This is a genomic window from Rhodovarius sp. (assembly GCF_040399605.1).
GTDB classification, from domain to species: Bacteria; Pseudomonadota; Alphaproteobacteria; order Acetobacterales; family Acetobacteraceae; genus Rhodovarius; species Rhodovarius crocodyli_A.
Genome location: NZ_JBBARU010000007.1, coordinates 39,169 through 62,531 on the forward strand (window position 1 = coordinate 39,169; position 23,363 = coordinate 62,531).

The following is a 23,363-nucleotide window of genomic DNA, read 5'->3' on the forward strand; positions in this document are numbered from 1 at the left end:
TGCCTTACACTTCCGCCGAGAAATCGCCACGCGCGGCACGCTCTTCCGCGGCGCGGACATAATTGGGTTTTTGGCCGGAAAGCACGGTGACCATTTCATCAAGGATGGCCACGAGCAGCACGCCAGCACCCAGGGGCATGGCCATTTTCGGAATCCAGAGCAGAAAGGGCACACTGCCCTGCGCCATATCCTCGATCTCGTAGCTGAACATCACGTCATTGGCGGTCCAGAACACGATGTAACCGGTCAGGGCAGCGGCCAGGCTCAGCGAAATGATTTCAAATATCCGCCGGACCGTGGGGCCCAGCCTTTCGATGAACAAACCCACCCGGATCAACTCCCCCCGCCGGAAAGTATAGGCAAGGGCGAAGAAGGTGGCGGCAACGCAGAGATAGGCGGTGACATCATCCGCCCCGGGGAAGGGGCGGTTCATGCTGCGCAGCGCCACCTGGATCATCATGATGGCAAAAATGCCGAAGAGGCATGCCGCCGCGACGGCGGCGCTGAGCCAGTAAAGCCCGTCCAGCGCGCGGCGGAGCATGGCCAACTCAGCGCCGCGCGGCGCGGTACTGGGCGATGACGCGGGCGCCATCCTCGCCCGAGCGGGTAAGCCATTCGGTCACCATCTCGGCGCTCACCCGGTCCAGCGCTTCCATCAGCGCCGGGGTGGGGGTGGCCACATTCATGCCGCGCTGGCCCAGGATATTGGTATTGCCGGTATTGGCCTCCTCGGAGAGCGCCCAACCACGGGTCTCGGCCTCGGCGGCGAGGCGGCGGATGGTGGCCTGATCGGCCGCGCTCAGCGCATCAAAGGCGCGGCGGGACATGAAGACGGCGTTCTTGGTGTAGGTGAAGCCCACGGGCGTATAAACCCGGGCGTAATCCCAGGCTGAGCTGTCAACGCCGGTGGTGGCCGAGGTGACCATGGCATTGACCACGCCGGTGGCGAAGGCCTGCGGCAATTCGGCCGCCTGCACCAGGGTAGGCGTGGCGCCGATCAGCGTGGCGAAGCGGTTGGTCATGACCGAGAAGGTGCGGAAACGGGTGCCGCGCAGATTCTCAATCGTCTCGACCGGCGCATTGGTGTAAAAACCCGAGGAGGGCCAGGCCACCATATACAGCAGCGTCAGGCCCTGGCGGGCGAAGCGCGCCTCGATGAAAGGCTTGGTCATGTCCGACAGGCGCTTGGCATCGGCATAGGTGCGGCAAAGCTGCGGGATGCCATCAATCTCGAAGAACGGGTCTTCATTGCCATAGGCGCTGAGCAGGATTTCACCGAGCTGCACTTGCCCCTGCTGCACGCCGCGCTTGATGGCGGGCAGCGGCAGCAGCGAGCCATTGCTGTGCATCTGGATAGAGACCCGGCCGGACGTCGCAGCCTCAATGGCCTCAGAAAAGGTCTTGGCGTTGCGGGTGTGGAAATTGCCATCCGGATAGGCCAGGGCAAATTGCCAGCGGGCCTGGGCCGCGGCGTCCAGCGCCAAGGTGGCGGGAAGGGCTGCAGCGCCAGCAAGGGCCGCACGACGGGTAAAGGGCATGGAGGTGGCTCCCGAGGTTGATCTGGAAACTACCATCGGTTGGATTGCGGGGGACTGGCAAGCCCGCAAATCCGGCGGGTGTGGCGCGGCGGGCAGGTTTTGCCTGCGGACACGGCAGGTGGTGCGCAAAGATGCCGCCCAGCGCCTTGCGGCGCTGATGGTTTTCGCGCGGATATCCCGCACCGCTTCCGCGCAAAGAACCCCTTGCGGCAGGTCAGCCCGCGGTGGCGACGTAGTGCTTCAGTTCCTCGGCCTCATGCTCCGCCTCAGCGATGCGCGCCTTCACCAGGTCACCAATGGAGACCATGCCAACCAGCCGGCCTGCCTTCTCCAGCACCGGCAGGTGGCGCACCCGGCGGTCGGTCATCATCTGCAAGCCTTCCTGCACCGTGCTCTCGGGGGAGGCGGTGTGCAGCACCCGGGTCATCAATTGGCCCGCACTCATGCGGAAGGTGGCCTCACCCCCGCCGGCCATGGCGCGAACAATATCGCGTTCGCTCACAATGCCCGAGACGGTGCCATCGCCCTCCACCACCAGCACCGCACCGATGCGATGTTGCGCCAGGGTTCGGGCGATGGAGGCCACACAATCATGCGGCGCCACACAAATCACCTGCCCGCCTTTTTGTTTCAGGATTAAGCCGATCATCATCGCTGCTCCCGTTGTTTTTTGGCAGCGGCATGTTGGCGGCTGGGCGGTGCCCAGGGCAAGAAAAACCTTGGTTTGCGCCGCCACCTAGCAGTGCGGCGCAACATTTCGTTGCATTGTCGTTATCAATGCCCGGGGGCAGATAGGCTTCCCATCAGCTGGGTCTTCACCAAAGCAGCAAAGCGGCCATCGCGCGCCACCAATTCCTGGAAGCCACCGCGCTCGGCAATGCCACCCGCCTCAAAGACCAGGATTTCATCGGCGTCGCGCACGGTGGAGAGCCGATGGGCGATGATGAAGGTGGTGCGCCCTTCCATCAGCGCCTTCAGTGCCTTCTGCACCCGCGCCTCGGTCGCGGCATCAAGCGCACTCGTCGCCTCATCCAGGATCAGCACCGGCGGGTCCTTCAGCAAGGCGCGGGCGATGGCCAGGCGCTGCCTCTGCCCGCCGGAGAGCGAGGCGCCGCGCTCTCCCACCAGCGTGTCATAGCCATGCGGCTGGCGGGTGATGAAATCATGCGCCTCGGCCATCCGGCAGGCAGCCTCCACCTCCTCCTGCGTCGCACCGGGGCGGCCGACCAGCAAATTGTCCCGAATGGTGCGGTTGAACAGCATGCTCTCCTGAAAGACGACACCAACATTGCGGCGCAGCGCCTCCAGGCTGATGTCACGCAGATCCAGCCCATCAAGCGTAACCCGCCCCTCCACCGGGTCCCATAGCCGCTGCATCAGCGCCATGGCGGTGGATTTGCCGGCACCGGTCTGGCCCACCAGGGCGATGGTGCGGCCGGGCAGGGCCTCAAAATCAATACCGCTGAGAATTCTGCCGCCGCCGGGATAGGCAAAACCCACATTCTCAAACCGCACATGGCCTTGCGCGCGCGGGAGATCGAGGGCGTCCGCCCGCTCGGGCACGGTGCTCTTGGTATCAAGCACCTGGAAGAATTCGAGCAGGGAGGGCGACTGGAACAACAGGTTGGAGACAAAGGCCACCGCCCCTTCCAGCCGCGCCACCAGCAGGGTGGCGAAACCCATGAAGCTCACGATCTCGCCCACACTCGCCTGGCCGCGCAAATGCAGGATGGTGCCAAAGACGAAAATGGCGATGGTGCTGATCGTGGCGGCAGCGCGGGTGAGCACATTGACCACCGCCCACCAGTTTAGCACCGGAAATTGATGCGCCAGCACCTGGCGCATGATGTCGGAGAACATTCTCGTCTCCGAGCGCATGCGGGTGAAGGATTGCACCACCATGACATTACTCAACGCATCCTGCGCATTGCCGGCGAGTTGGGTGTGGAAGCGTTCCACCGCCATTTGCGCCGACTGGGTGCGGCGGATGACAAAAATGGTGACGGTGGTGGTGATGATGACCAGCACGATCAGCACCAGCGCCAGCCGCCAATTCAGGAACAGCGTGAGCGGCAGGAGCAATATGGCGCCAATGAAGGTGATGAGATGCTCCCGGAAGAAGGAGAGCCACATGCCAAACAGGTTATCGGCACCCACCAGCATCACCTTCATCAGCCGGCCGGACTGCACATCGCCATGAAAGGCCAGCGGCAGGCCCAGCACATGCTCGAAATACCGGCTCATCATCTGCAGGCGGTTGCGATGGGCCATGCGGTCAGCCAGCAGCGCCACGGCGACATTGGCGCCGATCGCGGTCAGCCCCACCGCGGCCCAGATTCCGAGCAGCACCGCCGCCTCGGCCCAGACATTGCTCTCCGTCATCCGCTCCGAGCGGGAAAGCAGGTCGATCACCCGGCCAAACAGCACAGGTTCGAGAAATTGCAGCCCGGCCAGCGCCATGGCCGAGAGGGCAAGGCCAATCGCCACCTGCCGATCGGCGGCGAGAAGGCCCAGAACGCGGGCATAGAGCCTGATGAACTTCATGGGCGATCTCCGTGCCCGCCTCGCATCGCGCAAAGCGCGGCGCCGGGCAAGGGATGTTTCTTGGGCCATGATTGTGGCGGTTTTCGTACCCAGCTATGGCCTTGAAACCCGCCCGCCACTGCGCCACTTCAATCACCGTAACGGGAGCGGGAAACGCAATGGCCGCAAATCGGGCCAGTCTTGGACGGCGCGCGGCCTTTGGCACGGCCTGGGCGGGTGCTGCGGCGGCGCAGGCCTGGGCGCCCTCGCGCCCCTTGCGGATGATTGTCCCCTTCCCCCCCGGCGGCAGCACCGACACGCTGGCGCGGATGACGGCCGAAAGGCTGGGCGCGGCGCTGGGCCAGCCGGTGGTGATCGATAACCGCCCCGGTGCTGCGGGCAGTATCGCCGCCGATATCGCCGGCAAGACCGAACCCGATGGGCAGACCATCTTCTTCGCCAGCATCGGCACGGCGGCGACCAACCAGTTTCTCTACCCCTCCATCCCCCATAATGGCGAAGCCCTGGCCGAGGTGGCGGGGCTCTTCTCGCTGCCCAATATGGCCACCGTGGCGCCCTCGGCGCCTTGGCGCAGCCTTGGCGATTTCATCGCCGCTGCCCGGGCGCGCCCCGGCGCCCTGACCTTTGGCAGCAGCGGCGCGGGCAGCAGCCTCCATCTCACCGGCGCCTTGGTGGCGGCCCGGGCTGGCATCGACATCCTGCACGTGCCCTATCGCGGCGCGGGGCAAATGCTCAATGAATTGGTCGCCGGGCGCATCTCCATCGCCTTTGGCAATATTTCCACCGCAATCGGCCTGGTGCGCGATGGCGCGCTGCGGCCATTGGCCACCACCGGGGCGCAGCGCAACCCGGCCTTGCCCAATGTGCCGAGCTTTGCGGAAACCCTGCCGGGCTTCGTCGCCACCGTCTGGTACGGGCTGCAGGTGCCGCGCGGCACGCCAGAAGCGGTGATCTCCCGCCTCAACCAGGAAGCCAATGCGATGCTGGCTGATGCGGCGGTGCTCGCCCGGCTGACCCATATCGGCGTCGCCCCCATGGGCGGCAGCGCCCAGGATTTCTCGCGCTTCATCGCCGCCGAGATCACCCAATGGAGAGAGGTGATCCGCACCGCCGGCATCACCGCAGAATAAGGAAAACGCCATGACCACGCCCCGCCGCGCCCTGCTCGCAAGCCCCGCCCTTCTCGCCTTCGGCCATGGGCCAGCACGGGCGCAATGGGCGCCATCGCGCTCCATCCGTCTGGTGGTGGGCTTCACCCCCGCCGGCACCACCGACATCGCCGCCCGCATCCTGGCCGAGCGGCTGACCCAGCGCCTGGGGCAATCGGTGTTGGTGGAAAACCGCCCCGGTGCCGGTGGCAATCTCGGCGCCGAAGTGGTGTCCAAGGCCGAGCCCGACGGCCATACCCTGCTGATGACGACGGTGAGCTCCGGCGCCATCAATTTCCCGCTCTATGGCCGCCGGATGCCGATCCGCCCCGAGGATCTGGCCGCGGTGGGGCTGCTGCTGCGGGTGCCCAATGCGATTTTCGTCGCCAATGCGGTGCCGGCCAATAGCCTGGCCGAGCTGGTGGCACTGCTGCGCGCGCGCCCCGGCCAGCTCAATATCGGCTCGAGCGGCATCGGCACCTCGCTGCACATGACGGGTGAGTTGCTGAAGCTGGCCACCGGCGTGCAAGTCACCCATGTGCCCTTCCGCGGCTCTGGGCCGATGTTGCAGGAGATGATCGCCGGGCGCATCGAACTGGGCGTGGATAATCTGCCCAGCGTGATTGGCCATCTGCGCGAAGGCAGGCTGCGGCCGCTGGCGGTGACCACCGCCGGCCGCAGCCCCGCCCTGCCCGGTGTTCCCACCACCGCCGAGGCCGGCTTCCCCGCCATCGAGGCCACCGCCTGGTTCGGCCTGCAGGCCCCCGCCCGCACCCCGGCACCCATCATCCAGCGCCTGGGTGCAGAAGTGAACGCCGCCGTGGCCGACCCGGCAACCTGGGCGAAGCTGGCCGATCTGGGCGGCATGAAGCCCGATCTTCAGCCCGATGGCGGCACCAACCCAGACGCTTTCGAAACCTTCATCCGGGCGGAAATCGCCAAATGGACCGAGGTGGTGCAGCGCTCCGGGGCTTCGGTCGAGGGCTGAGACCGAAACCTCACCTGCCACGCCGGGGCTGGTGCAGTTTTGATATGATCTCGAGCCGGTTGTTGAAAGACGAATAGCGCGGGAAAGCAACATCGAGGGGCTTTGCCCCTCGTTCTTTTCCCCCGCCACCCGCATCTTTCGGTAGCCTGCTCGATATTTAGTCCCGGCGAATGATCTCTCCAGTCCGCCAATCTTCCAGGGCCCGCACCCGCCGACGCAGCAGAAGGGGCGCCTGCCGGGCGGCGTCGGCGGCAGGGGAGGTCCAACGCTCGGCCTCACGGGGAAGGGCGGGCGTGAGTGCGGCAATCTGCAGGCAGGTGGCCAGGCGCTCTGCCTCCGGCGCATCGCGCCACATCGCGCAGGGCAGCTCCCAGCCATCAAGCAGCCATTCGGGGCGCGATGCCAATTGCCGCAGTGCCGCGGGCTCATGCAGCCATCGGCGCAGCAGCGCCGTGGGGTCCGCCATCAACTCATCGAGTTCCGTGATGATATGGCTGCAACCCGCCAAGGTCCTTTCGGCCGAACCGGTGATGATGCCGCTCGCCGGGCTGCCGCACGCTTCTGGGCTTGTCTGGCTCCATTCCGACAGGCCCTGGGAGAGGGCTGCAACCGCCATCATCTTGCGCCGGATGAGGGCGGGTTCGTGGTGGCCGGATATGCCGATATCCTGCAGCAAAGCCACCAGCTCTTCGAGATGGCCGGCCATGGCATCGGCAGGGACGCCGAGCACGCCCCCAACCCTGGCCAGGGCACGTTTGGCGCGCCGTTCAAGCTGTTCGGGATGATCCTGTTCCGGCGGCATCACCGCCTCTGCCGGCGTCTCATTTTGCCGGATCGTGAGCATCAGCAGCATGAAATTGGCCCGCACCCGGTCGCCATAGCGCCCGGTCTCCACCGCGGACCAACTGGCTTGGGCTGCCAGATCCGCCAGGCCTTCCTGCACGACCTGGCCGGCCGCGCGGCCGATGCTGGCCGGGCTGGGCATCGGCTCAGCCGACACCAGCTCCCATAATCGCCGATCATGCGGCGTGGGCGAACAAATATCCGGCAGGCCCGCCCATGGCAGAACGTAGAAACCCGCGCCGCCCGAGGGATTCTTGACCACCAGCTCCATCGCATTGCGCTCCCCCAGCCGCAGCCGAGCACCAACCAGCATCGGCGTGGTAAAGGGCAAGCTGATCCCGCGCTCAAGAAATGTCGCGGACTGCTGCTGCGTCAGCCAGAATCGATCAATCGGCGGGGGGCGGCCAGAAGACATGTCGCGGCACCCTAGGCCGCATGAGCTTGCCGAAAGATTACCCGAGCGACGATCAGGCCAGCCGCTTCTCGATCACGCCGCGCGCGGCGCCATCCAGCTTCAGCGCCACGCCCAGGCGGTCCAGCCAAAGCCGCTCGGCTGGGTTGATCTGTCCCATCGCGGCCACGCAGGCGGCGTAGAGCTGCGCCCGCAGCATCGGGTCACCCGCCTGCTGCGCCAGCGCCTCGGGTGTTGGCGGGTTGTCAAAACCGGCCAGAACATGCTCGCGCTCGGCCTCGTCAAGCCCGGCCGCATCCAATTGCCGGGCAATGGCGGCGCGCTCGGCCGCATCGCTCACGCCATCGGCGCGGGCGGCGGCCACCATGGCCTGGGTCAGCAGCAGGGCCTCGGTGGCCTCGGCGCGGGGCGCATCGGCGGCTGGCGGCGCTGGCTGGGGCGTCCAGGGCGAGCCGCCAGTATCGGGGATGCGCGCCCGAGTGGCAGGCCGAGGGGGCGGCGGGGGGGCAGGCCGAGGGGCAGGCAGAGGGGGCGGCGGAGGGCCCGCCCGGCCCGGTTGGGCTGGCGAGGGCGGCGGCGGCTGCACCGCCTCGATCGCCATATCCGCCAGGCTGCCCAGCAGCCGGCCAATCTGCCGGGTTTCGCCCGCTGTCATGCCAAAGGGGCCATGGCCGCGCCGGGCAGTGGCCCGCCGCGGCGGGGTGGCGGCACCATCGAGCAGCGCGCCGAGCATTCGTGCGACATTCATCGCCGCAGGCTACATCAAACCCAGCGCCCCGGCGATGGCCAGGATGGCGCGCTGGCAAAGCTGCAACGGGATCATCAGCCCGAAAAATCTGTCCAACAAACTTGACAGTTTTGCCCTCCACCGCCTCACTACATCCATGAATCAACCGCCGCACCGCATCTGCATCCTGGGGGCGGGTATTGGCGGCTTGGCCGCGGCCATGCTGCTGGCGGCCGCAGGGCGGGAGGTCATGATCCTGGAGCGGGCCGAGACGCTCGGCGGCAAGGCCCGCGCCATGCCCCCCGCCCATGGCATCACCATGCTGCCGGTGTTCGAAGCACTTTTCGGCGCCGCTGCCATGCCGCCACTCACCCGGCAGCGCCTGCTGGCGCGGCATCTCTGGTCCGATGGCGCCACGCTCGACATCGTCGATGGCATACAGGCCAATGCCGATGCCATTGGCCGCTTCGCCGGCCCCGCCGCGTCGCAGGGTTATCGTGATTTCGCCGCCCGCGGCCAGCGCTATTTCGAAGCGCTGCAAAAGCCCTTCATCGAGACGCATCGGCCGGCTGCCACGGCGCTTTCCACCAATGCCACCATGATGCGCCGCCTGGGGCTGGCCGCGCTGGCGCCCCTTTGGGAGGGTTTGGCCGAGCATTTCGCCGCCCCCCGGCTGCGCCAGGTCTTCGCCCGAGCGGCCTGCTGCGTCGGCGCCTCGCCCCTGCAGGCCCCGGCCACGCTGATGATGATCTCCCATATAGAACAGCAGGGCGTGTGGCAGGTGGAAGGCGGGGTGATGGCATTGGTGGAGGCCATGGCAGCGCATGCCATGGCACAGGGCGCCACCATTCGCCTGGGCACCGAGGCGGTGGATATCCGGCTGCGGGGCGGGCGCGTGGCCGGCGTCGCTTTGGCGAATGGCGAAATCCTGCCCGCCGATGCGGTGATCGCCAATGCCGATGCCGCCGCCATTGGCGCTGGGCTGCTGGGGCGTGAGGCAGCAAAGGCGGTGCCGGCCCTGCCGGCCAATAAGCGCTCCTTCTCGGCCATCATCTGGCGGCTCAAGCCACGCGATATGCCGGCGCAAAGCATTTTCCTGCCCGATGAACCCACCGCCGAATTCACCGAACTGCATTACCGCAATAGGCTGGCCACCCAGCCCAGCCTGCAAATCTCCGGCGGCAGCACCGCCATGGTGATGGCGCCCGCCCGCACCGATACCCGCCCGCTACCGCCAGAAGCGCTCACCGCCTGCGCGGCTGCCGCGCGCGCGCTGGCCGCCGCCGCTGGTCACAATTTCGAATTCGAGGACGACGTGCCCCAAACACCCGATGATTTCACCCGCCAGTATCCCGGCACTGGCGGCGCGCTATATGGCCAGGCGGCGCATGGCTGGTCAGCCAGCTTTGCCCGCCCGGTGGCGCGCACCTCGCTGCCCGGCTTTTACCTCTGCGGCGGTGGTACACATCCCGGCGCGGGGGTGGCGATGGCAGCCATATCCGGCCGCCTGGCCGCCGAGCGGGTGATGGAGAACCGGCCATGATGCGCGGTTGGGAGTTCAACCAGCCCGTGCCCGAGCGCGGCTATTGCTGGTGGTATGTCGATGCGCTCTCAGATGATGGCAAGCACGGCATCACCATCATCGCCTTCATCGGCACCGTCTTCTCGCCCTGGTATGCCTGGGCTCGGCGCGGCGGCGGGGGGGACCCTTCCAACCATTGCTGCATCAATGTCTCGCTCTATGGCAGCCCCAGCCGCTGGGCGATGACCGACCGGCAAAGCTGGACCATGCGCCGCGATGAGAACAGCTTCACCGTGGGCCCGAGCGGGCTGGTCTGGGACGGCAATAGCCTGACCATTTCGATCAATGAGGTGACAGCACCCTTCCCCAGCCGCCTGCGCGGCACGGTGCGGCTCACCCCCCAGGCACTCTCCACCCGTGCCTTTCAGCTCGATGCCAAGGGGAAGCACAAATGGCACCCCATCGCGCCCCGCTCGCGCGTTGAGGTGGAGTTCCAACAACCCGGCCTGCGCTGGTCCGGCCCCTCCTATTTCGACACCAATGCCGGTGCTGCGCCGCTCGAAGAGGATTTCTGCGACTGGGATTGGTGCCGCGCGCCCATGCCCGATGCCACGGCCATCCTCTACAACACCCAGCGGCGGGACGGCACCTCACAGGCCCTCGCATTGCGCGTCGGCCATGATGGCGCGGTGACCGATTTTGCCTCGCCACCTGCGGTGCAACTGCCGAAAACCCTGTGGCGCATAGCCCGGCCCACACGGTCGGAAAACGGCCAAGCCTTGGTGGTCAAAACCCTGGAGGACGCGCCCTTCTACTCCCGCTCGGTCATCAACACCCATTTGCTGGGGCGGGATGTGACGGCGGTGCATGAAAGCCTGGAACTGGACCGCTTCGCCAATCTCGCCGTGCAGGCCCTGCTGCCGGTGAAGGTGCCGAGGCCCTTCTGGTAGGCGATCTGGCCGCCTATGGAGGGCTGTTCGGCACAGCCTTCGGCGCCGCAACCCTGCTGCCCGTGGGCTCGGAACCGGTCTTCATCGCCATGCTGCTGGGTGGCGTGGGCGTACCGTGGCTACTGGTGGTGGTGGCCAGCCTAGGCAATATCCTGGGTGCGGTGCTGAATTGGTGGCTGGGCATGGAGTTGGAACGGTTTTCCGGCCGGCGCTGGTTTCCCGTCCCCCCGGCTGCGCTGGAACGGGCGAAGCGCTGGTATCACCGCTGGGGCCGCTGGACGCTGCTGCTGAGCTGGATGCCCATCATTGGTGACCCGCTGACCATCATGGCCGGGGTGATGCGCGAGCGGCTCTGGATATTTTTGCTGCTGGTGAGCCTGGCCAAGACCTGCCGTTTCGCAACACTGGCCTATATCACCTTGTGTTGGGCATGATGCGCCCCAGGAGAGACCATCGCCATGCTCGATAGCACCCACGACCCGCGGCCCCATGCCGTTGTCATCGGCTCCGGCTTTGGTGGCCTGGCCGCCGCGGTGCGGCTTTCCGCCCGGGGCTGGCGGGTCAGTGTCGTCGAGAAGCTCGATGCCGCGGGCGGGCGGGCCTATGTCTATCGGCAGGATGGTTTCACCTTCGATGGCGGCCCCACCATCATCACCGCGCCCTATCTGCTCGAAGAGCTATGGGCGATGTGCGGCAAGCAATTGAGCGATGACATCACGCTCAAGCGCATGGACCCTTTCTACGAAATCCGCTTCGATGACGGCACGGTGTTCCGCGCCTTCGACGATGTGGCGCGGATGAAGGCCGAGGTGGCGCGAATCAATCCCAGCCAGGTCGAGGGTTTTGAGCGCTGCATCGCCGATAGCGAAAAAATCTACGAGGTCGCCTTCGCCACGCTGGCCGATCAGCCCTTCCATAGTTTTTGGTCCATGCTGAAGGAAGCGCCCGATATGCTGCGCCTGGGCGGCATGCGAAGCGTCTTCAGCAAGGTGAGCGACTATTTCACCGATGAAAAACTGCGGGTGGCCTTCAGCTTCCACCCCCTGCTGATCGGCGGCAACCCGCTCACCACCACCGCCTATTACTGCCTGATCCAGCATCTGGAGCGGCTGCATGGGGTGCATTACGCAATGGGCGGCACGGGCGCGATCGCCGCCGGCCTGGTGCGCCTGGCCGAGGGCAATGGCGCCCAGTTCCGCTACAATGCCGAGGTGGCCGAGATCACGGTCAAGAATGGCCGGGCGAGCGGCGTGCGGCTGGCCAATGGCGAGACCATCGCCGCCGATATTGTCGTTAGCAATGCCGATCCGGCCTGGACCTATTCCCGCCTGCTGAAGACCCAGCCGCGCAAGCGCTGGACCGATGGCAAACTCTCCCGCGCGAAATATTCGATGAGCCTCTTCGTCTGGTATTTCGGCACCAATCGGCGCTTCGAGGATGTCTATCACCACGCCATGGTGCTGGGGCCGCGTTATGAGGGGCTGCTGCGCGACATCTTCTCCGGCAAGCCGCTGGTCAATGATATGAGCCTGTATCTGCACCGCCCCTCGGCCAGCGATCCCTCAGTCGCCCCCCCAGGTTGTGATGCCTTCTATGTGCTCTCGCCGGTGCCGAACCTGACCAGCGGCACGGATTGGGCGGCCGAGGCGGAAGCCTATCGCGCCCGGGTGCAGAAGCGCCTGGAAGAGACCATCATGCCAGGGCTGGGCGAGACAATCATCACCTCACGCGTACTCACCCCGCAGGATTTCCGCGACCGGCTGCTCTCCTACCAGGGCGCGGCCTTCGCCATGCAGCCGCAATTGTTCCAAAGCGCCTGGTTCCGCCCACACAATAAGAGCGAGGAGGTCGAGGGGCTGTTCCTGGTCGGCGCCGGCACCCATCCGGGGGCCGGGGTGCCCGGGGTGATTTCCTCGGCCAAGATCCTTGATGAGTTGGTACCGGCGGGGGCGGAATTCGTCAGGCGCTGATCGAAAGCTGAGCCCTACTCATACCAGCCCACATCCAAGGTTGCGACCTCGCCAAAGGTCGTCCCCCGCCGGCCAGCCTCGCGGATGATCGGCCAACTCGTGCCGGTCATGCTCAGAAACGGCCAAGGGTCCCGCCGGTCCCAACTGACATCGCGGGTCGTGGCCAGCCGCCGCGCCCGGCCGAAGAAGCCGGGGCGAAACGGCGCCAGATCGGTCAGCGCCGAATAGAATTGCTGCAGCACCCGCTCCGGCCGAAAGCGCGGCGGGCGGCCTTCCAGCAGCGCGGGCGCGATATCGGCGGTCTCGAAAAAATGCAGGCCTGAGGTGGTGCGCGGGTTGCACTCAATGCCCCAGGGCCGGTCATCCGCATCGAGGATGAAATCGAATGACAAAAAACCTGTCCAGCCCGTACCCGCAGCAAAGCGGGCAATCCAGGCCTCAGTCGCGGCATGGGCGATGCGCTCAAAGGCGATGGCCACCGAACCCGAAAATTGCGCGCCCTGATACAGCACATTGCCCACCACCTGCCCCTGCCGCGCAATGGCGCAGGAGCTGACGATGCGGCCATGAATGCGCCGCTGCAGAATGGTTTCCACCTCCGCCTCAGGCGGCGCCTGCCCGGCGGCGAAAAAGCGCACGCCACGACCCGAGCATGAATGCACCGGCTTGGTGATAAAATCGCCCGAAGCCGCGAGCGCCACCGCCTCAGCCGAGCCCAAGGCCGCGCTGGGCGGCACATCCAGCCCCAGCCCCTCTGCCAAAGTGATAAAGCCGCGCTTGTGATAGGCGCGCAGCACCGCCTCGGGCGGCATGGTCATCAGCCGTGCCGGAGTGCGCAAATGCGCCACATGCATCGTCTCCTCGGAGACGGGGACGACAAGCTCCACCCCCTCCGCCGCGATAACGCCCGCGAGATCTTGCAAATAACCCGCCTTGCTCACCGCCGGCGCCGTCACCTTGTGGCTGGCGGCCACCGCGCGGGAGGCCCCGGCCAGGGTCCAGCCAAAGGGTTCGGCCACCACCACGCGCCAATCATGGGCGGCGAAGCTGCGCGCGATATCCAGCGCCTTAGGCAACCGGCCCAGGGTGAGCAGCACCGTGCGCGTCATGCCCGGGGGGTGACGCGGCACATCACCTGTTGGGTGGGGCGGGTGGTGAGCCGGGCGGCAGGGCGCACCCGGCCCGGCTCCAGCACGTGAAAATCAAAGCGGCGGAACAGCCGGGCAATCAGCAGCACCGCCTCGGTGGTGGCAAAGGCAGCACCGGCACAAACCCGCGGCCCCAGGCCAAAGGGGATATAGGTGCCCGGCGTCATTTCCGCCTCCCGCTCGGGGGTAAAACGGTCCGGGTCGAAGACATGCGGGTTGGTCCAGAAGGCCTGATGGCGATGCAGCACCCAGGGCGCCACCATGATCATGGCGCCGCGCTTGACCTTATGGGTGCCAATGGTCGTCGCCTCCAGCGCCACCCGCGGCAGAAAGGTGATGGGCGGGTAGAGCCGCAAGGTCTCGCGAAAAATGTTGCGGATGAAGACGAGGCTGCGGATATGCTCAAAGCCGATCTCGCCGGGGCCCACCACCGCATCGATCTCAGCACGCAGCCGCGCCACCATCGCTGGCTGCGTCGCCAGAATGAAAAATACCCAAGTGAGCACCGAGGCAGAGGTCTCATGCCCGGCCAGGAACAGCACACCCAACTGGTCAATCAACTCCTCACGCGTAAAAGCCACCCCATCGGTGCCACGGGCGGCGACCACGGCGGCGGTGATATCGTCAAACTTGGCCCCGGCCTCCAAATGGCTGTCCAGCAGCGCGCCAAGATGGCCGCGGATCAGCCCGCAGGCATCCAGCACGCTTTGCTTTTGCGGCGCGCTTTTCCAGGCCGGATCAAAAATCAGCCGGCTGATTTCCACCTGGGCCACGCTGCGCTCGAATTCGGAAAAAGCATCGAACACATCATGCGCCGCCTGGGTTTCGAGGCTGGTGGAGAAGACGGTGCGGCAAATGATATCGGCGGTGAGGTGGCTCATCGCCAAATCAAGCGAGAAGGGCGTGCCCGCACCAGCGCCCAGCGTGGCCTCGGCCTGCTCCACGCCCGCCACCATATCGGGGAAGGCGCGGCTCACCCGCATCATGGTCAATGACGGGTCGATCATCGCCCGCTGCCGCGCCCAGGTCGCGCCGGAACTGACGAAAATACTATCGCCGATCAAGGGCTCAAGCGCTTCGACCATCAGGTCCGATTTGGGGAAAATCCCCTCCGGATCAGCCAGCACCCGCCGCACCTGCGCCGGTTCATTGACGATCAAAATCGACCGGCGGGACCAGCCGAGCCAGCCGATCTTCTGCCGAAAGGCAGCAGCCGGCAGCAGGCTCAACAAATCCCCATCACCCTGCAGGGCGAGGCGGATCAGCGAGATGACAGCCGCATAGGAGGTGGGCCGGGGCGGGGCATAAAGGGCTGCGCTCATGATTGCGATTGCGAAACTTTACAGTGACAACTGTCAAGTGGCATTGTCGGCACCGGAGGACAAGAGAGGCCCCATGCTGCTGATGTTTCATGCCCTGGTGGCAATCCATATCGTGGCGGGAACGACCGGCGCCATCACCTTCTGGGTGCCCGTGCTGGGCCGCAAAGGCGGCGTGGACCATCGCAAATGGGGCAAAATCTTCACCCTGGCCATGCTCATCACCGGCAGCCTGGCGATTTGCATGAGCATCATGACACTGATCGACCCCATGGGCACCCACCCGCATATGCCCGCAGGCTATGATGAGGTCTTCGTGCGGGCCATTTTCGGCTGGTTGATGCTGCATATGGGCATTCTGACGGTCAATCTGGCCTGGTATGGCTGGCTCTGTGTGCTGAATCGGCGCGACCATCTGGCCAATCGCACGCCGCTCAATATGGGCCTGCAAGCCGCGGTGCTCATCGCCGCGCTGAACTGCGCCCTGCAAGGCTGGCTGGCGGGAGAATATCTGATGATCGGCCTCGCCGTGGTGGGCATCGCCACCGGCGTGACCAATCTGGTCTTCCTGCTCAACCCCAAGCCTGCCCCACTGGTATGGCAAAAGGAGCATCTCAAGGCGCTCGTCGGTGCCGGAATCAGCGTCTACACCGCCTTCTTCGCCTTTGGCTCGGTGCGCATCCTGCCAGAACTGGCGCTCAACCCGGTGATGTGGGCCATCCCGCTCACCACCGGCGTGCTGATGATCCTCTACCACTGGCGGCAGATCGGCATGATGCGCCGGCGCGTGGTGACGCCCTGAAAATTCTGGTTGTGGGCGCCGGCGTGGCCGGCCTGACCGCGGCGGCGGACCTCGCGCGGCGCGGTGCCGACGTCACCATCCTCGAGCGCGCCGCCAGCCATGGCGGCAAGATGCGCCATGTCATGGTCGATGGCCGGGGCATTGATGGCGGACCCACCGTCTTCACCATGCGCTGGATTTTCGAAGGCCTCTTTGCCGATGCCGGCGAGAGCCTCAGCGATCATCTGGGCGTCTATTCCACCAATGTGCTGGCCCGCCATGCCTGGCGCGCCGGCGGCAGGCTTGATCTCTTCGCCGATATCGAAGCCTCGGTCCAGGCGATCGGCGATTTTGCCGGTGCTGCCGATGCCCGTGGCTATCGCGAGTTCTGTGCCCGCGCGGCCGCCATCTACCGCACGCTGGAGGGCAGCTTCATCGGCGCGGAAAAACCCTCGCAGCTCGATCTCGTGCGCCGGGTGGGGCTCTCCCGCCTTGGCGAATTGTGGCGCACGGCCCCCTTTCGCAGCATGTGGTCGGCCCTGGGCGACCATTTCAGCGACCCGAGACTGCGGCAATTATTCGGCCGCTACGCCACCTATGTGGGCGCCTCCCCCTGGTTCGCACCGGCCACGCTGATGCTGGTGGCCCATGTCGAGCAGGATGGGGTCTGGCTGGTGCGAGGCGGCATGCGGGCGGTGGCCGATGCCCTGCGCGGCCTCGCCGAACGGCAGGGCGCCAGTTTGCGCTGCGGTGCCGATGTCACCCGCATCATCATCGAGGGTGGCCGCGCCAAAGGCGTGGAACTGGCCAATGGCGAGCGCCTCATGGCCGATGCGGTGCTGTTCAATGGCGATGCCGCAGCCCTGCCCAGCCTCGGCGCCCCAGGACCAAAACCAGCCCAGCGCAGCCTCTCCGCCATCACCTGGTGCGTCAATGCGCCCACATCCGGCTTTGATCTGGCGCATCACAACGTCTTCTTCGCCGAGGATTATGCCGAGGAATTTCGCGCCATTTTCAACCGGCGCGAGGTGACGGCCGCCCCCACCATCTATATCTGCGCCCAGGATCGTGGGCTGCAGCCGCCCCCACCGGGCACCCCCGAACGCCTGCTGCTGCTCATCAACGCCCCCGCCGATGGCGATAGCCGAGACTTCAACGCCAGCGACTACATCGAGCGCACCCATTCCCTACTGGCATCCTGCGGCCTGCATATCGGCGAAGGCAGCGCAGTGGCGACAACCCCCTCCGGCTTCGATGCGCTGTTTCCCACAACCGGCGGCGCGCTCTATGGCATGGCCAGCCATGGCGCGACGGCAACATTGCGCCGCTCCGGCGCGCGGGGGAAAATTCCTGGCCTCTATCTGGCCGGCGGCTCGGTGCATCCGGGACCGGGCGTGCCCATGGCCGCCATGTCAGGCCGCCTCGCCGCCGCCCGCCTGCTCGAAGATGCCGCCGGGCGGAGCACATCGGTGGGTTTTGCCCCAGGACGCCACAGCCGCTGATCAATCGGCCGCATTGTCACCGCCCGACGCCTCCATCCTCGGACGAAACCTGCCAAGCTTCCCCCGCGTTGCGTGCCTGCCCCACATGTCAGGACCACGCCCTTGCGGATCAGTGCCGGCTGCCAAATCACCTATGACTGCCCACAACCCACCCCCATGCTGCTCATGGTCAGCCCGCATGCCTCACGCATGCCCGACCTGATAGGCCCGCACAGCATCACCTTCGCCCCCCCGGTGGAGCCGCGCGGCTATATCGATGGCTTCGGCAATGCCTGCACCAGAATCATGGCGCCGGCCGGCCGGATCACCATCACCACCCAGTTCATGATCGCCGATTCCGGCGCGCCCGAGACCATCCACCCCGAAGCCTGGCAGCGCCGGGTCGAAGAATTGCCCAATGACATCCTGGTCTATCTGCTGGGCAGCCATTATTGCGACACCGACCGCCTGGCGAATATCGCCTGGGAGCTCTTCGGCCAGACCGCAACCGGCCATGCCAGGGTGCAGGCGATTTGCGACTTTGTGCATAACCACATCAGCTTCGGTTATGAGCATGCCCGCGCCACCCGCACCGCATCCGAAGCCTTCGTCGAGCGGCAGGGCGTATGCCGGGATTATGCCCATCTCGCCGTCACCCTCTGCCGCTGCGTGAATATCCCCGCCCGCTATTGCACCGGCTATCTGGGCGATATGGGCACGCCCCCGCCGCATGGGCCGATGGATTTCGCCGCCTGGTTCGAGGTCTTTCTCGATGACCGCTGGCATTGCTTCGATGCGCGCAACAACACACCCAGGATTGGCCGCATCCTGATGGCGCGTGGGCGCGACGCGACGGATGTGGCCATTGCCACCACCTTCGGCCCCTGCACCTTGTCAGGCTTCGCGGTGTTTTGTGATGAGGCCGCTCTCATCACCTGAAGGGGGGCGCAACTTCTGGCGCCGCGCTGGGTTTCCATCTCGCAAATCGAGAAGGCGCGCGCCATGCTGAAAACCATCATCATCGCGGCCGGGGCGGTTCTGGCCACCACGCCGGCGATAGCCCAGCCCCAGCACAATCCCGGCCCGGCCCGCAACAATGCCGAACATGTGACGCACGCGCAGAGCGTGGCCGATCTCGCCACCATATGCGACCCGCAGATCACCGGCGTGCCGCGGCTGGAATCCATCGCCTATTGCCAGGGCTTCCTGACCGGTGCGGGGCAATACCATGCCCTGCTGCATCCCAGCGGCGGCCGCAGCAGGTCCTCCTTCTGCATGCCCAGCCCCGGCCCCTCCGTGGCCGAAACCGGCATAGGCTTCGCCCGCTGGGCGCGGGAGAACCCGCAATACGCCCATGAGGCCGCGCTGGATGGCCTGCTGCGCTGGCAGCAGGCGAATTTCCCCTGCCCGGCAGAGGGCCATGCCCGGCCCCCACGTCACCCCCGCTGAATACCAGGAGAATCCAGATGCACGCCCTTCGCCTCACCATCATGCTCGCAGCCGGCCTGGGGTTGGCCAGTTGCGCCGGGCTCAATTCCACCCAGCAACGCACTGCAACCGGCGCGCTCGGCGGTGCCGCACTGGGCGGCATAGCGGGCTCCTTCAGCGGCAATGCCGGGCTGGGCGCCCTGCTCGGCGCCGGCGTAGGCGGTGTTGGTGGCTATCTCTATGACCAGTCGCAGCCGCGATATTCTGGCCAGGGCTATCGCCGCTAGGCCCATGGTTTGGGCGGCCATGGGCGCTCTCTGCCGCCCGCAGCGGCAGTCTCGGTGGATAGACGCTTCGCCCACCACCGCCCCCCCCTACCCGGCCGCGCCCGCCATGTGCACACTCCTCACCCATGGCACAGATCGACACCACCCGCTTCCTCCAGGACCTGAACACGCTGCGCGAGTTCGGCCGCTTCAAGACCGGCGTCCACCGCCCCACCCTCTCGCCGCAGGACATGCAAAGCCGGCATTGGCTGGTGAAGCAGATGGAGGAGATCGGCCTTGAGGCCTCCATCGATGGCATCGGCAATGTGCTCGGCAAACATCCCGGGCCGGGCATCAAGCTCCTCGCCGGCAGCCATCTCGAAAGCCAAAATGAGGCGGGTTGGCTCGATGGTGCGCTCGGCGTCATGGCGGGCCTCGCCCTGGCCCGCGCCGGCCTGCCGGTGGATGTGGTGGCCTGCGCCGATGAGGAAGGCCATTTCGGCAGCTTCCTCGGCAGCAAAAGCCTGCTCGGCATTCTGGAAGAATCGCAGATCGACGCCGCGGTAAACCGCACCACCGGCCAATCCCTGCGCGACGCGCTGCGCGAAGCGGGGCTTGAGGGTGTCGCCCGGCCCAAGCTGGACCCCAGCCGCTATAAGGGTTTCTTCGAAATGCATATCGAGCAGGGCACCCAACTCGAACAGGCCGGCCTGCGCGCCGGCGTAGTGAGCGGCATCGTCGCCATCTGGCAATTCCGCATCATCATCGAGGGCAATCAGGACCATGCCGGCGGCACCACCATGGCCGAGCGCCGCGATGCCGGCCTGGCCGCCGTGCGGCTGCTCGCCGCCATCGATGCCGAATTCCCCCGCATCTGCGCCGAGCGCACGACCTGGACCTGCGGGCGCATCGCGCTCGACCCCGGCGCACCCTCGATCATTCCAGGCCGGGCGGAAATCCTCTTCCAGTTCCGCGACATCTCGGTGGAGGTGCTGAACCGCCTGCGCCACGGGCTGGAGCGCCTGGTGCAGGAGAGCAATCGGCGCGAGCGCTGCACAGCCACGCTGGAGGCGCAAAGCCTCTCAGTGCCCGTCGCCTGCGACGAGAAGATGCAAACCGCCCTCTCCCGCGCAGCCGAAGCCAATGCGCCGGGCCTGTGGCAAACCATGCCGTCCGGTGCCGGGCATGACGCGCAATACCTCGCGCGCATCATGCCTGCGGCCATGCTCTTCACCCCCAGCATCGGCGGCATCAGCCACCATTGGAAGGAAGACACCAAGCCCGAGGACCTGGCCATTTGCGCGCAAATCCTGGGCGATGCGGCAGAGGCCTATCTCAAGGCCAATTGAGGCGGCGGCTGCCTAAAACTCCTCCAGCAGCCGCCCCATCCCCTCAAAACGCTCCGTAAAGCCGCGCGTGCGCAGCGCATGCCAATAGGTCGCGGTATTGATCGCGATCACCGGCTTGCCCAGCCACATCTCCGCCGCCGCCGCCAACCGCACCATGGAGAGGTTGGTGCCCACCTGAATGATCGCATCCACATCATCACCATCGATCAGCCGCAGCGCCTCGCGGCATTGGGCGGTGGTGAAGGCGGCGATACCGGTCCAGCTTCGCGCCTGCATCGCGTGGTCGCGCACCACATCAAAGCCCATATCGTTGAAATACAGCTTCACCTGCTCATTCATCGCCGGCCAATAGGGGCTGAGAATGGCAATCCGCCGAATCCCGCCATAGGTGTTCAACGCCATGGTGCAGGAATGGCTGCCGATCGAAATGCCGATCCCCGACAAATCCTCCACCTCTTTCTGGAAGGCATCCGCCCCCTTCTTGCCATCGAAGAAGGTGACCGCGGACATCCCCATCACCAGATGATCAGGCGCGCAGGTCAGCACGCTGCGCACCGCATCAAGGGTATTCTGGCCGATCAGCTTAGCCCCGGCGATGAAGCTCTCATTCGACATCGCCTGGGTGTCGGGGGTGAAAATCCGGCTGTAGTGATTGGTCACACCAAAGGGCCGCATCGCCTCAAAATCCGGCTGGACGATGGTGTTGGTGGAGGGGCCGATCACCCCGAATTTCTGCCGAAACCCCAGAACGTCGCGTGACATGAAAAATCCTGATAATCGTGTGCCACGCACCAGAAACGGAATTTTTCAACGATGCAAGCCATCTCCCGCCGCGCCATGGGCCTGCTGGCCATTGCCACACCCGCCTGGGCCCAGGCCGATTATCCCAGCCGCCCTGTCCGTTTCATCGTGCCCGGCCCGGCCGGTGGCGCGGGGGATGTGCTGGGTCGGTTGGTGATGGAGCGGCTGGGCCAGACACTCGGGCAATCCTTCCTCATCGAGAACCGCGCCGGGGCGGGCACCAATATCGGCATGACGGTGGTGGCCCGCGCCGCGCCTGATGGCTATGTGCTCGGCCTCGCCTCCATCGCCGCCAATGCGGTCAATCGCTGGCTCTACCGCAACCTGCCCTTCAACCCGGAGACGGATTTCGCCCCGGTGGCGATGATAGCCCTGGTGCCCAACCTCATGGTCATCGCCCCGGCCATCCCCGCCCGCAATGTCGCCGAATTCATCGCCTATGCCCGCCGCAACCCCGTCGCCTTCGGCTCTGTCGGCGCGGGCTCCTCGCAGCATCTCGCCGGCGCACAATTCGCCCAGGCCACCGGGCTGGACATGACCCATGTGGCCTATACCTCCAATGGCGCCATGGCGACGGACCTGATGGAAAACCGGGTGCAGGTGGTGTTCCAGTCGATCTCGGCGGTGGCGGAACTCGCCCGCGCCGGCCGCGTCCGCCCCCTCGCCGTCACCGGCGAAAGCCGCGCCCCCGCCTTCCCCGATGTGCCCACCCTGCAGCAGGCGGGGCTCGACATCATCAGCACCGGCTGGTTTGGCGTCTGCGCCCCTGGCGGCACGCCGGATGCCATCACCCAGCGGCTGAACGAGGCGGTCAATGACATCATCCGCAGCCCCGAGATTCAGGCCCGCATCATCGCCGGCGGCGCGGTGCCCAAAATCACCACAAGGGCCGAAATGGCGGCCTTCATGGCCGCCGAAAGCGCGCGCTGGCGCCCGGTGGTGCTGGCCACCGGGCTGACGGTGGATTGAACGCAACCCCCATCCCCGCCCCCTGAGTGGCGCCAGCGCCCGAAGGGGCCTCTAGTCTCCTGGCGAAGCTGTGCCATGCTGGCCTTCCAACGAAAGCGCGGAGCCCCCCATGCTGAAAAAAACTCTGACCCTGATGGCGCTCTGCGCCAGCCTGCCGGCCTTGGCCCAGGTGCCAGCCAGCCTGCCCGCCGGCCCGCGGGTGACCATCGCCGCCGTCACCCAGCCGGTGCCCACCCAGCCGCAATACACCCGGGTGGACCAACCCATTCTGCGCGACCTGGTTCGCCAGCGTTCGGGCGGGCGCATCGAGGTGAGCCTCTCCACCCATGCCGAGCGCAACCTCGCCGGCAATGAAATCGTCCGTCTGGTGCGCTCTGGCCAGGTGGAAATCGGCGCTGGCACCCTCTCCACCCTCTCGGGCGATGTGCCCATCCTCGATGGCATCGACCTCGCAGGCCTCGCCCCCGACATCACCAATGCGCGGCGCATCGCCGATGACATGATGGCGGTCGCCAATCGTGACCTGGAGCGCTTCAACACCCGCCTCGTCGCCACCTACCCCTTCCCGGCGCAGGTGCTGTTCTGCCGCCAGCCCTTCACCAGCCTCGCTGATCTGCGCGGCCGGCGCATCCGCACCTTCGGCAATTCGCTGGTGGATTTCTTCACCGCCATCGGCGCCCAGCCCACCTCCATCGGCTTCCCCGAAGTCTATTCCGCCCTCGAACGCGGCGTGGTGGATTGCGCCATCACCGGCAGCGGCTCGGGTGCGGCGGCGCGTTGGCCGGAGGTTTCAACCCATATCTCCAACCTGCCGCTCGCCTGGGCGGTGGCCGGCTATATGGTGAACCTGCAATGGTGGAACCGCCTAGCGCCCGAAGTCCGCGCCTTCCTCGAAGCCACCATGAAACAGGTGAGCGATGAGCAATGGGCGCTGGGCCTCGCCGCCACGCGTGATGGCATTGACTGCAATATCGGCCGCACCGCCGAATGCCGCATCCACAACGTCGCCGCCCGGCCAATGACCGAGGTGGTGGCCACCGACGCGGACCGCGCCCTGGTGCGGCAGGTCTTTGAGCAGACCGTGCTGCCCGGCTGGGTGCGCCGCTGCGGCGCGCGCTGCGGCGAGGTGTATAATCAGGTGATCGCGCCGATCGCTGGCATGCGCTTCGGCGGTTGAGC

At 66.2% G+C, this 23,363-nt stretch carries 23 protein-coding genes; 14 read left to right on the forward strand and 9 right to left on the reverse strand.

Annotation, left to right across the window (positions count from 1 at the left end; genetic code table 11):
- Window positions 1-4: 4 nt before the first annotated feature.
- From ABWP84_RS03910 to ABWP84_RS03925, 4 genes are all read right to left on the reverse strand, one after another.
- On the reverse strand, window positions 5-541 hold the full coding sequence (locus ABWP84_RS03910) for a TRAP transporter small permease (protein WP_353210687.1): 537 nt from the start codon (window positions 539-541) through the stop codon (window positions 5-7).
- Window positions 542-548: 7 nt separating this feature from the next.
- The gene (locus ABWP84_RS03915) at window positions 549-1,538 is read right to left on the reverse strand and encodes a TRAP transporter substrate-binding protein (RefSeq protein WP_353210688.1); all 990 of its coding nucleotides are present in this window, start codon (window positions 1,536-1,538) and stop codon (window positions 549-551) included.
- 214 nt (window positions 1,539-1,752) lie between these two features.
- The gene (locus ABWP84_RS03920; RefSeq protein ID WP_353210689.1) at window positions 1,753-2,190 is read right to left on the reverse strand and encodes a CBS domain-containing protein; all 438 of its coding nucleotides are present in this window, start codon (window positions 2,188-2,190) and stop codon (window positions 1,753-1,755) included.
- A gap of 122 nt (window positions 2,191-2,312) precedes the next feature.
- The gene (locus ABWP84_RS03925) at window positions 2,313-4,082 is read right to left on the reverse strand and encodes a glucan ABC transporter ATP-binding protein/ permease (protein WP_353210690.1); all 1,770 of its coding nucleotides are present in this window, start codon (window positions 4,080-4,082) and stop codon (window positions 2,313-2,315) included.
- 158 nt (window positions 4,083-4,240) lie between these two features.
- On the opposite strand from ABWP84_RS03925, the gene ABWP84_RS03930 reads away from it, so the two are divergent.
- Window positions 4,241-5,212 carry a tripartite tricarboxylate transporter substrate binding protein gene (locus ABWP84_RS03930; protein WP_353210691.1) on the forward strand — a complete coding sequence of 324 codons (972 nt, stop codon included), beginning with the start codon at window positions 4,241-4,243 and terminating at the stop codon, window positions 5,210-5,212.
- Window positions 5,213-5,222: 10 nt separating this feature from the next.
- The gene (locus tag ABWP84_RS03935; protein WP_353210692.1) at window positions 5,223-6,218 is read left to right on the forward strand and encodes a tripartite tricarboxylate transporter substrate binding protein; all 996 of its coding nucleotides are present in this window, start codon (window positions 5,223-5,225) and stop codon (window positions 6,216-6,218) included.
- Window positions 6,219-6,375: 157 nt separating this feature from the next.
- On the opposite strand, the gene ABWP84_RS03940 is transcribed toward ABWP84_RS03935, so the two are convergent.
- Complete coding sequence (locus tag ABWP84_RS03940; protein WP_353210693.1) at window positions 6,376-7,392, reverse strand: hypothetical protein; 1,017 nt, start codon at window positions 7,390-7,392, stop codon at window positions 6,376-6,378.
- A 136-nt stretch (window positions 7,393-7,528) separates the two neighbouring features.
- Complete coding sequence (locus ABWP84_RS03945) at window positions 7,529-8,221, reverse strand: DUF533 domain-containing protein (RefSeq protein ID WP_353210694.1); 693 nt, start codon at window positions 8,219-8,221, stop codon at window positions 7,529-7,531.
- A 136-nt stretch (window positions 8,222-8,357) separates the two neighbouring features.
- On the opposite strand from ABWP84_RS03945, the gene ABWP84_RS03950 reads away from it, so the two are divergent.
- The 4 genes from ABWP84_RS03950 to ABWP84_RS03965 all read left to right on the forward strand — a co-directional run bounded on the left by ABWP84_RS03950 (window position 8,358) and on the right by ABWP84_RS03965 (window position 12,642).
- A complete protein-coding gene (locus ABWP84_RS03950; RefSeq protein ID WP_353210695.1) occupies window positions 8,358-9,743 on the forward strand; it encodes an NAD(P)/FAD-dependent oxidoreductase in 1,386 nt (461 codons plus the stop codon).
- On the forward strand, window positions 9,740-10,672 hold the full coding sequence (locus ABWP84_RS03955; RefSeq protein ID WP_353210696.1) for a carotenoid 1,2-hydratase: 933 nt from the start codon (window positions 9,740-9,742) through the stop codon (window positions 10,670-10,672). The genes ABWP84_RS03950 and ABWP84_RS03955 overlap by 4 nt, the downstream gene beginning before the upstream one ends.
- A 62-nt stretch (window positions 10,673-10,734) precedes the next feature.
- On the forward strand, window positions 10,735-11,106 hold the full coding sequence (locus ABWP84_RS03960; RefSeq protein ID WP_353210697.1) for a YqaA family protein: 372 nt from the start codon (window positions 10,735-10,737) through the stop codon (window positions 11,104-11,106).
- A 24-nt stretch (window positions 11,107-11,130) separates the two neighbouring features.
- Window positions 11,131-12,642, forward strand: coding sequence for a phytoene desaturase (locus ABWP84_RS03965; protein ID WP_353210698.1), 1,512 nt, complete (start codon window positions 11,131-11,133; stop codon window positions 12,640-12,642).
- Window positions 12,643-12,656: 14 nt separating this feature from the next.
- Here ABWP84_RS03965 and ABWP84_RS03970 read toward each other — a convergent pair whose 3' ends face one another.
- Window positions 12,657-13,751, reverse strand: coding sequence for an ATP-grasp domain-containing protein (locus tag ABWP84_RS03970; protein ID WP_353210699.1), 1,095 nt, complete (start codon window positions 13,749-13,751; stop codon window positions 12,657-12,659).
- Window positions 13,748-15,112 (reverse strand): cytochrome P450, encoded by a 1,365-nt coding sequence (locus ABWP84_RS03975; protein WP_353210700.1) that lies wholly within the window; start codon window positions 15,110-15,112, stop codon window positions 13,748-13,750. Before ABWP84_RS03975 ends, ABWP84_RS03970 begins: the two co-directional genes overlap by 4 nt.
- Before the next feature lie 82 nt (window positions 15,113-15,194).
- On the opposite strand from ABWP84_RS03975, the gene ABWP84_RS03980 reads away from it, so the two are divergent.
- The 6 genes from ABWP84_RS03980 to ABWP84_RS04005 all read left to right on the forward strand — a co-directional run bounded on the left by ABWP84_RS03980 (window position 15,195) and on the right by ABWP84_RS04005 (window position 20,414).
- Window positions 15,195-15,911 carry a hypothetical protein gene (locus tag ABWP84_RS03980; protein WP_353210701.1) on the forward strand — a complete coding sequence of 239 codons (717 nt, stop codon included), beginning with the start codon at window positions 15,195-15,197 and terminating at the stop codon, window positions 15,909-15,911.
- An 11-nt stretch (window positions 15,912-15,922) separates the two neighbouring features.
- Window positions 15,923-17,392 (forward strand): 1-hydroxycarotenoid 3,4-desaturase CrtD, encoded by a 1,470-nt coding sequence (gene crtD, locus ABWP84_RS03985; protein ID WP_353210735.1) that lies wholly within the window; start codon window positions 15,923-15,925, stop codon window positions 17,390-17,392.
- Window positions 17,393-17,548: 156 nt separating this feature from the next.
- Entirely contained in the window at window positions 17,549-18,310 is a 762-nt protein-coding gene (locus ABWP84_RS03990) for a transglutaminase family protein (protein WP_353210702.1), read from the forward strand.
- A 63-nt stretch (window positions 18,311-18,373) separates the two neighbouring features.
- Window positions 18,374-18,820 carry a Rap1a/Tai family immunity protein gene (locus tag ABWP84_RS03995; protein ID WP_353210703.1) on the forward strand — a complete coding sequence of 149 codons (447 nt, stop codon included), beginning with the start codon at window positions 18,374-18,376 and terminating at the stop codon, window positions 18,818-18,820.
- A gap of 17 nt (window positions 18,821-18,837) precedes the next feature.
- Window positions 18,838-19,086, forward strand: a complete 249-nt coding sequence (locus ABWP84_RS04000) for a YMGG-like glycine zipper-containing protein (protein WP_353210704.1) — start codon at window positions 18,838-18,840, stop codon at window positions 19,084-19,086.
- 125 nt (window positions 19,087-19,211) lie between these two features.
- Entirely contained in the window at window positions 19,212-20,414 is a 1,203-nt protein-coding gene (locus ABWP84_RS04005; RefSeq protein ID WP_353210705.1) for a Zn-dependent hydrolase, read from the forward strand.
- 12 nt (window positions 20,415-20,426) lie between these two features.
- Here ABWP84_RS04005 and ABWP84_RS04010 read toward each other — a convergent pair whose 3' ends face one another.
- On the reverse strand, window positions 20,427-21,176 hold the full coding sequence (locus tag ABWP84_RS04010; protein WP_353210706.1) for an arylmalonate decarboxylase: 750 nt from the start codon (window positions 21,174-21,176) through the stop codon (window positions 20,427-20,429).
- A 51-nt stretch (window positions 21,177-21,227) separates the two neighbouring features.
- Between ABWP84_RS04010 and ABWP84_RS04015 the strand changes: the two genes are divergently transcribed.
- Window positions 21,228-22,184: a tripartite tricarboxylate transporter substrate binding protein gene (locus tag ABWP84_RS04015; RefSeq protein WP_353210707.1), complete on the forward strand. Its 957-nt coding sequence runs from the start codon at window positions 21,228-21,230 to the stop codon at window positions 22,182-22,184.
- 109 nt (window positions 22,185-22,293) lie between these two features.
- Window positions 22,294-23,361, forward strand: a complete 1,068-nt coding sequence (locus ABWP84_RS04020) for a TRAP transporter substrate-binding protein (RefSeq protein ID WP_353210708.1) — start codon at window positions 22,294-22,296, stop codon at window positions 23,359-23,361.
- Window positions 23,362-23,363 lie beyond the last annotated feature (2 nt).

Coding starts and splice junctions, on each gene's coding strand:
- ABWP84_RS03910 (WP_353210687.1), bottom strand. CDS start 541: ATGCTCCGCCGCGCGCTGGACGGGCTTTACTGGCTCAGCGCCGCCGTC.
- ABWP84_RS03915 (WP_353210688.1), bottom strand. CDS start 1,538: ATGCCCTTTACCCGTCGTGCGGCCCTTGCTGGCGCTGCAGCCCTTCCC.
- ABWP84_RS03920 (WP_353210689.1), bottom strand. CDS start 2,190: ATGATGATCGGCTTAATCCTGAAACAAAAAGGCGGGCAGGTGATTTGT.
- ABWP84_RS03925 (WP_353210690.1), bottom strand. CDS start 4,082: ATGAAGTTCATCAGGCTCTATGCCCGCGTTCTGGGCCTTCTCGCCGCC.
- ABWP84_RS03930 (WP_353210691.1), top strand. CDS start 4,241: ATGGCCGCAAATCGGGCCAGTCTTGGACGGCGCGCGGCCTTTGGCACG.
- ABWP84_RS03935 (WP_353210692.1), top strand. CDS start 5,223: ATGACCACGCCCCGCCGCGCCCTGCTCGCAAGCCCCGCCCTTCTCGCC.
- ABWP84_RS03945 (WP_353210694.1), bottom strand. CDS start 8,221: ATGAATGTCGCACGAATGCTCGGCGCGCTGCTCGATGGTGCCGCCACC.
- ABWP84_RS03950 (WP_353210695.1), top strand. CDS start 8,358: ATGAATCAACCGCCGCACCGCATCTGCATCCTGGGGGCGGGTATTGGC.
- ABWP84_RS03955 (WP_353210696.1), top strand. CDS start 9,740: ATGATGCGCGGTTGGGAGTTCAACCAGCCCGTGCCCGAGCGCGGCTAT.
- ABWP84_RS03965 (WP_353210698.1), top strand. CDS start 11,131: ATGCTCGATAGCACCCACGACCCGCGGCCCCATGCCGTTGTCATCGGC.
- ABWP84_RS03970 (WP_353210699.1), bottom strand. CDS start 13,751: ATGACGCGCACGGTGCTGCTCACCCTGGGCCGGTTGCCTAAGGCGCTG.
- ABWP84_RS03975 (WP_353210700.1), bottom strand. CDS start 15,112: ATGAGCGCAGCCCTTTATGCCCCGCCCCGGCCCACCTCCTATGCGGCT.
- ABWP84_RS03980 (WP_353210701.1), top strand. CDS start 15,195: ATGTTTCATGCCCTGGTGGCAATCCATATCGTGGCGGGAACGACCGGC.
- ABWP84_RS03990 (WP_353210702.1), top strand. CDS start 17,549: ATGCTGCTCATGGTCAGCCCGCATGCCTCACGCATGCCCGACCTGATA.
- ABWP84_RS03995 (WP_353210703.1), top strand. CDS start 18,374: ATGCTGAAAACCATCATCATCGCGGCCGGGGCGGTTCTGGCCACCACG.
- ABWP84_RS04000 (WP_353210704.1), top strand. CDS start 18,838: ATGCACGCCCTTCGCCTCACCATCATGCTCGCAGCCGGCCTGGGGTTG.
- ABWP84_RS04005 (WP_353210705.1), top strand. CDS start 19,212: ATGGCACAGATCGACACCACCCGCTTCCTCCAGGACCTGAACACGCTG.
- ABWP84_RS04010 (WP_353210706.1), bottom strand. CDS start 21,176: ATGTCACGCGACGTTCTGGGGTTTCGGCAGAAATTCGGGGTGATCGGC.
- ABWP84_RS04015 (WP_353210707.1), top strand. CDS start 21,228: ATGCAAGCCATCTCCCGCCGCGCCATGGGCCTGCTGGCCATTGCCACA.
- ABWP84_RS04020 (WP_353210708.1), top strand. CDS start 22,294: ATGCTGAAAAAAACTCTGACCCTGATGGCGCTCTGCGCCAGCCTGCCG.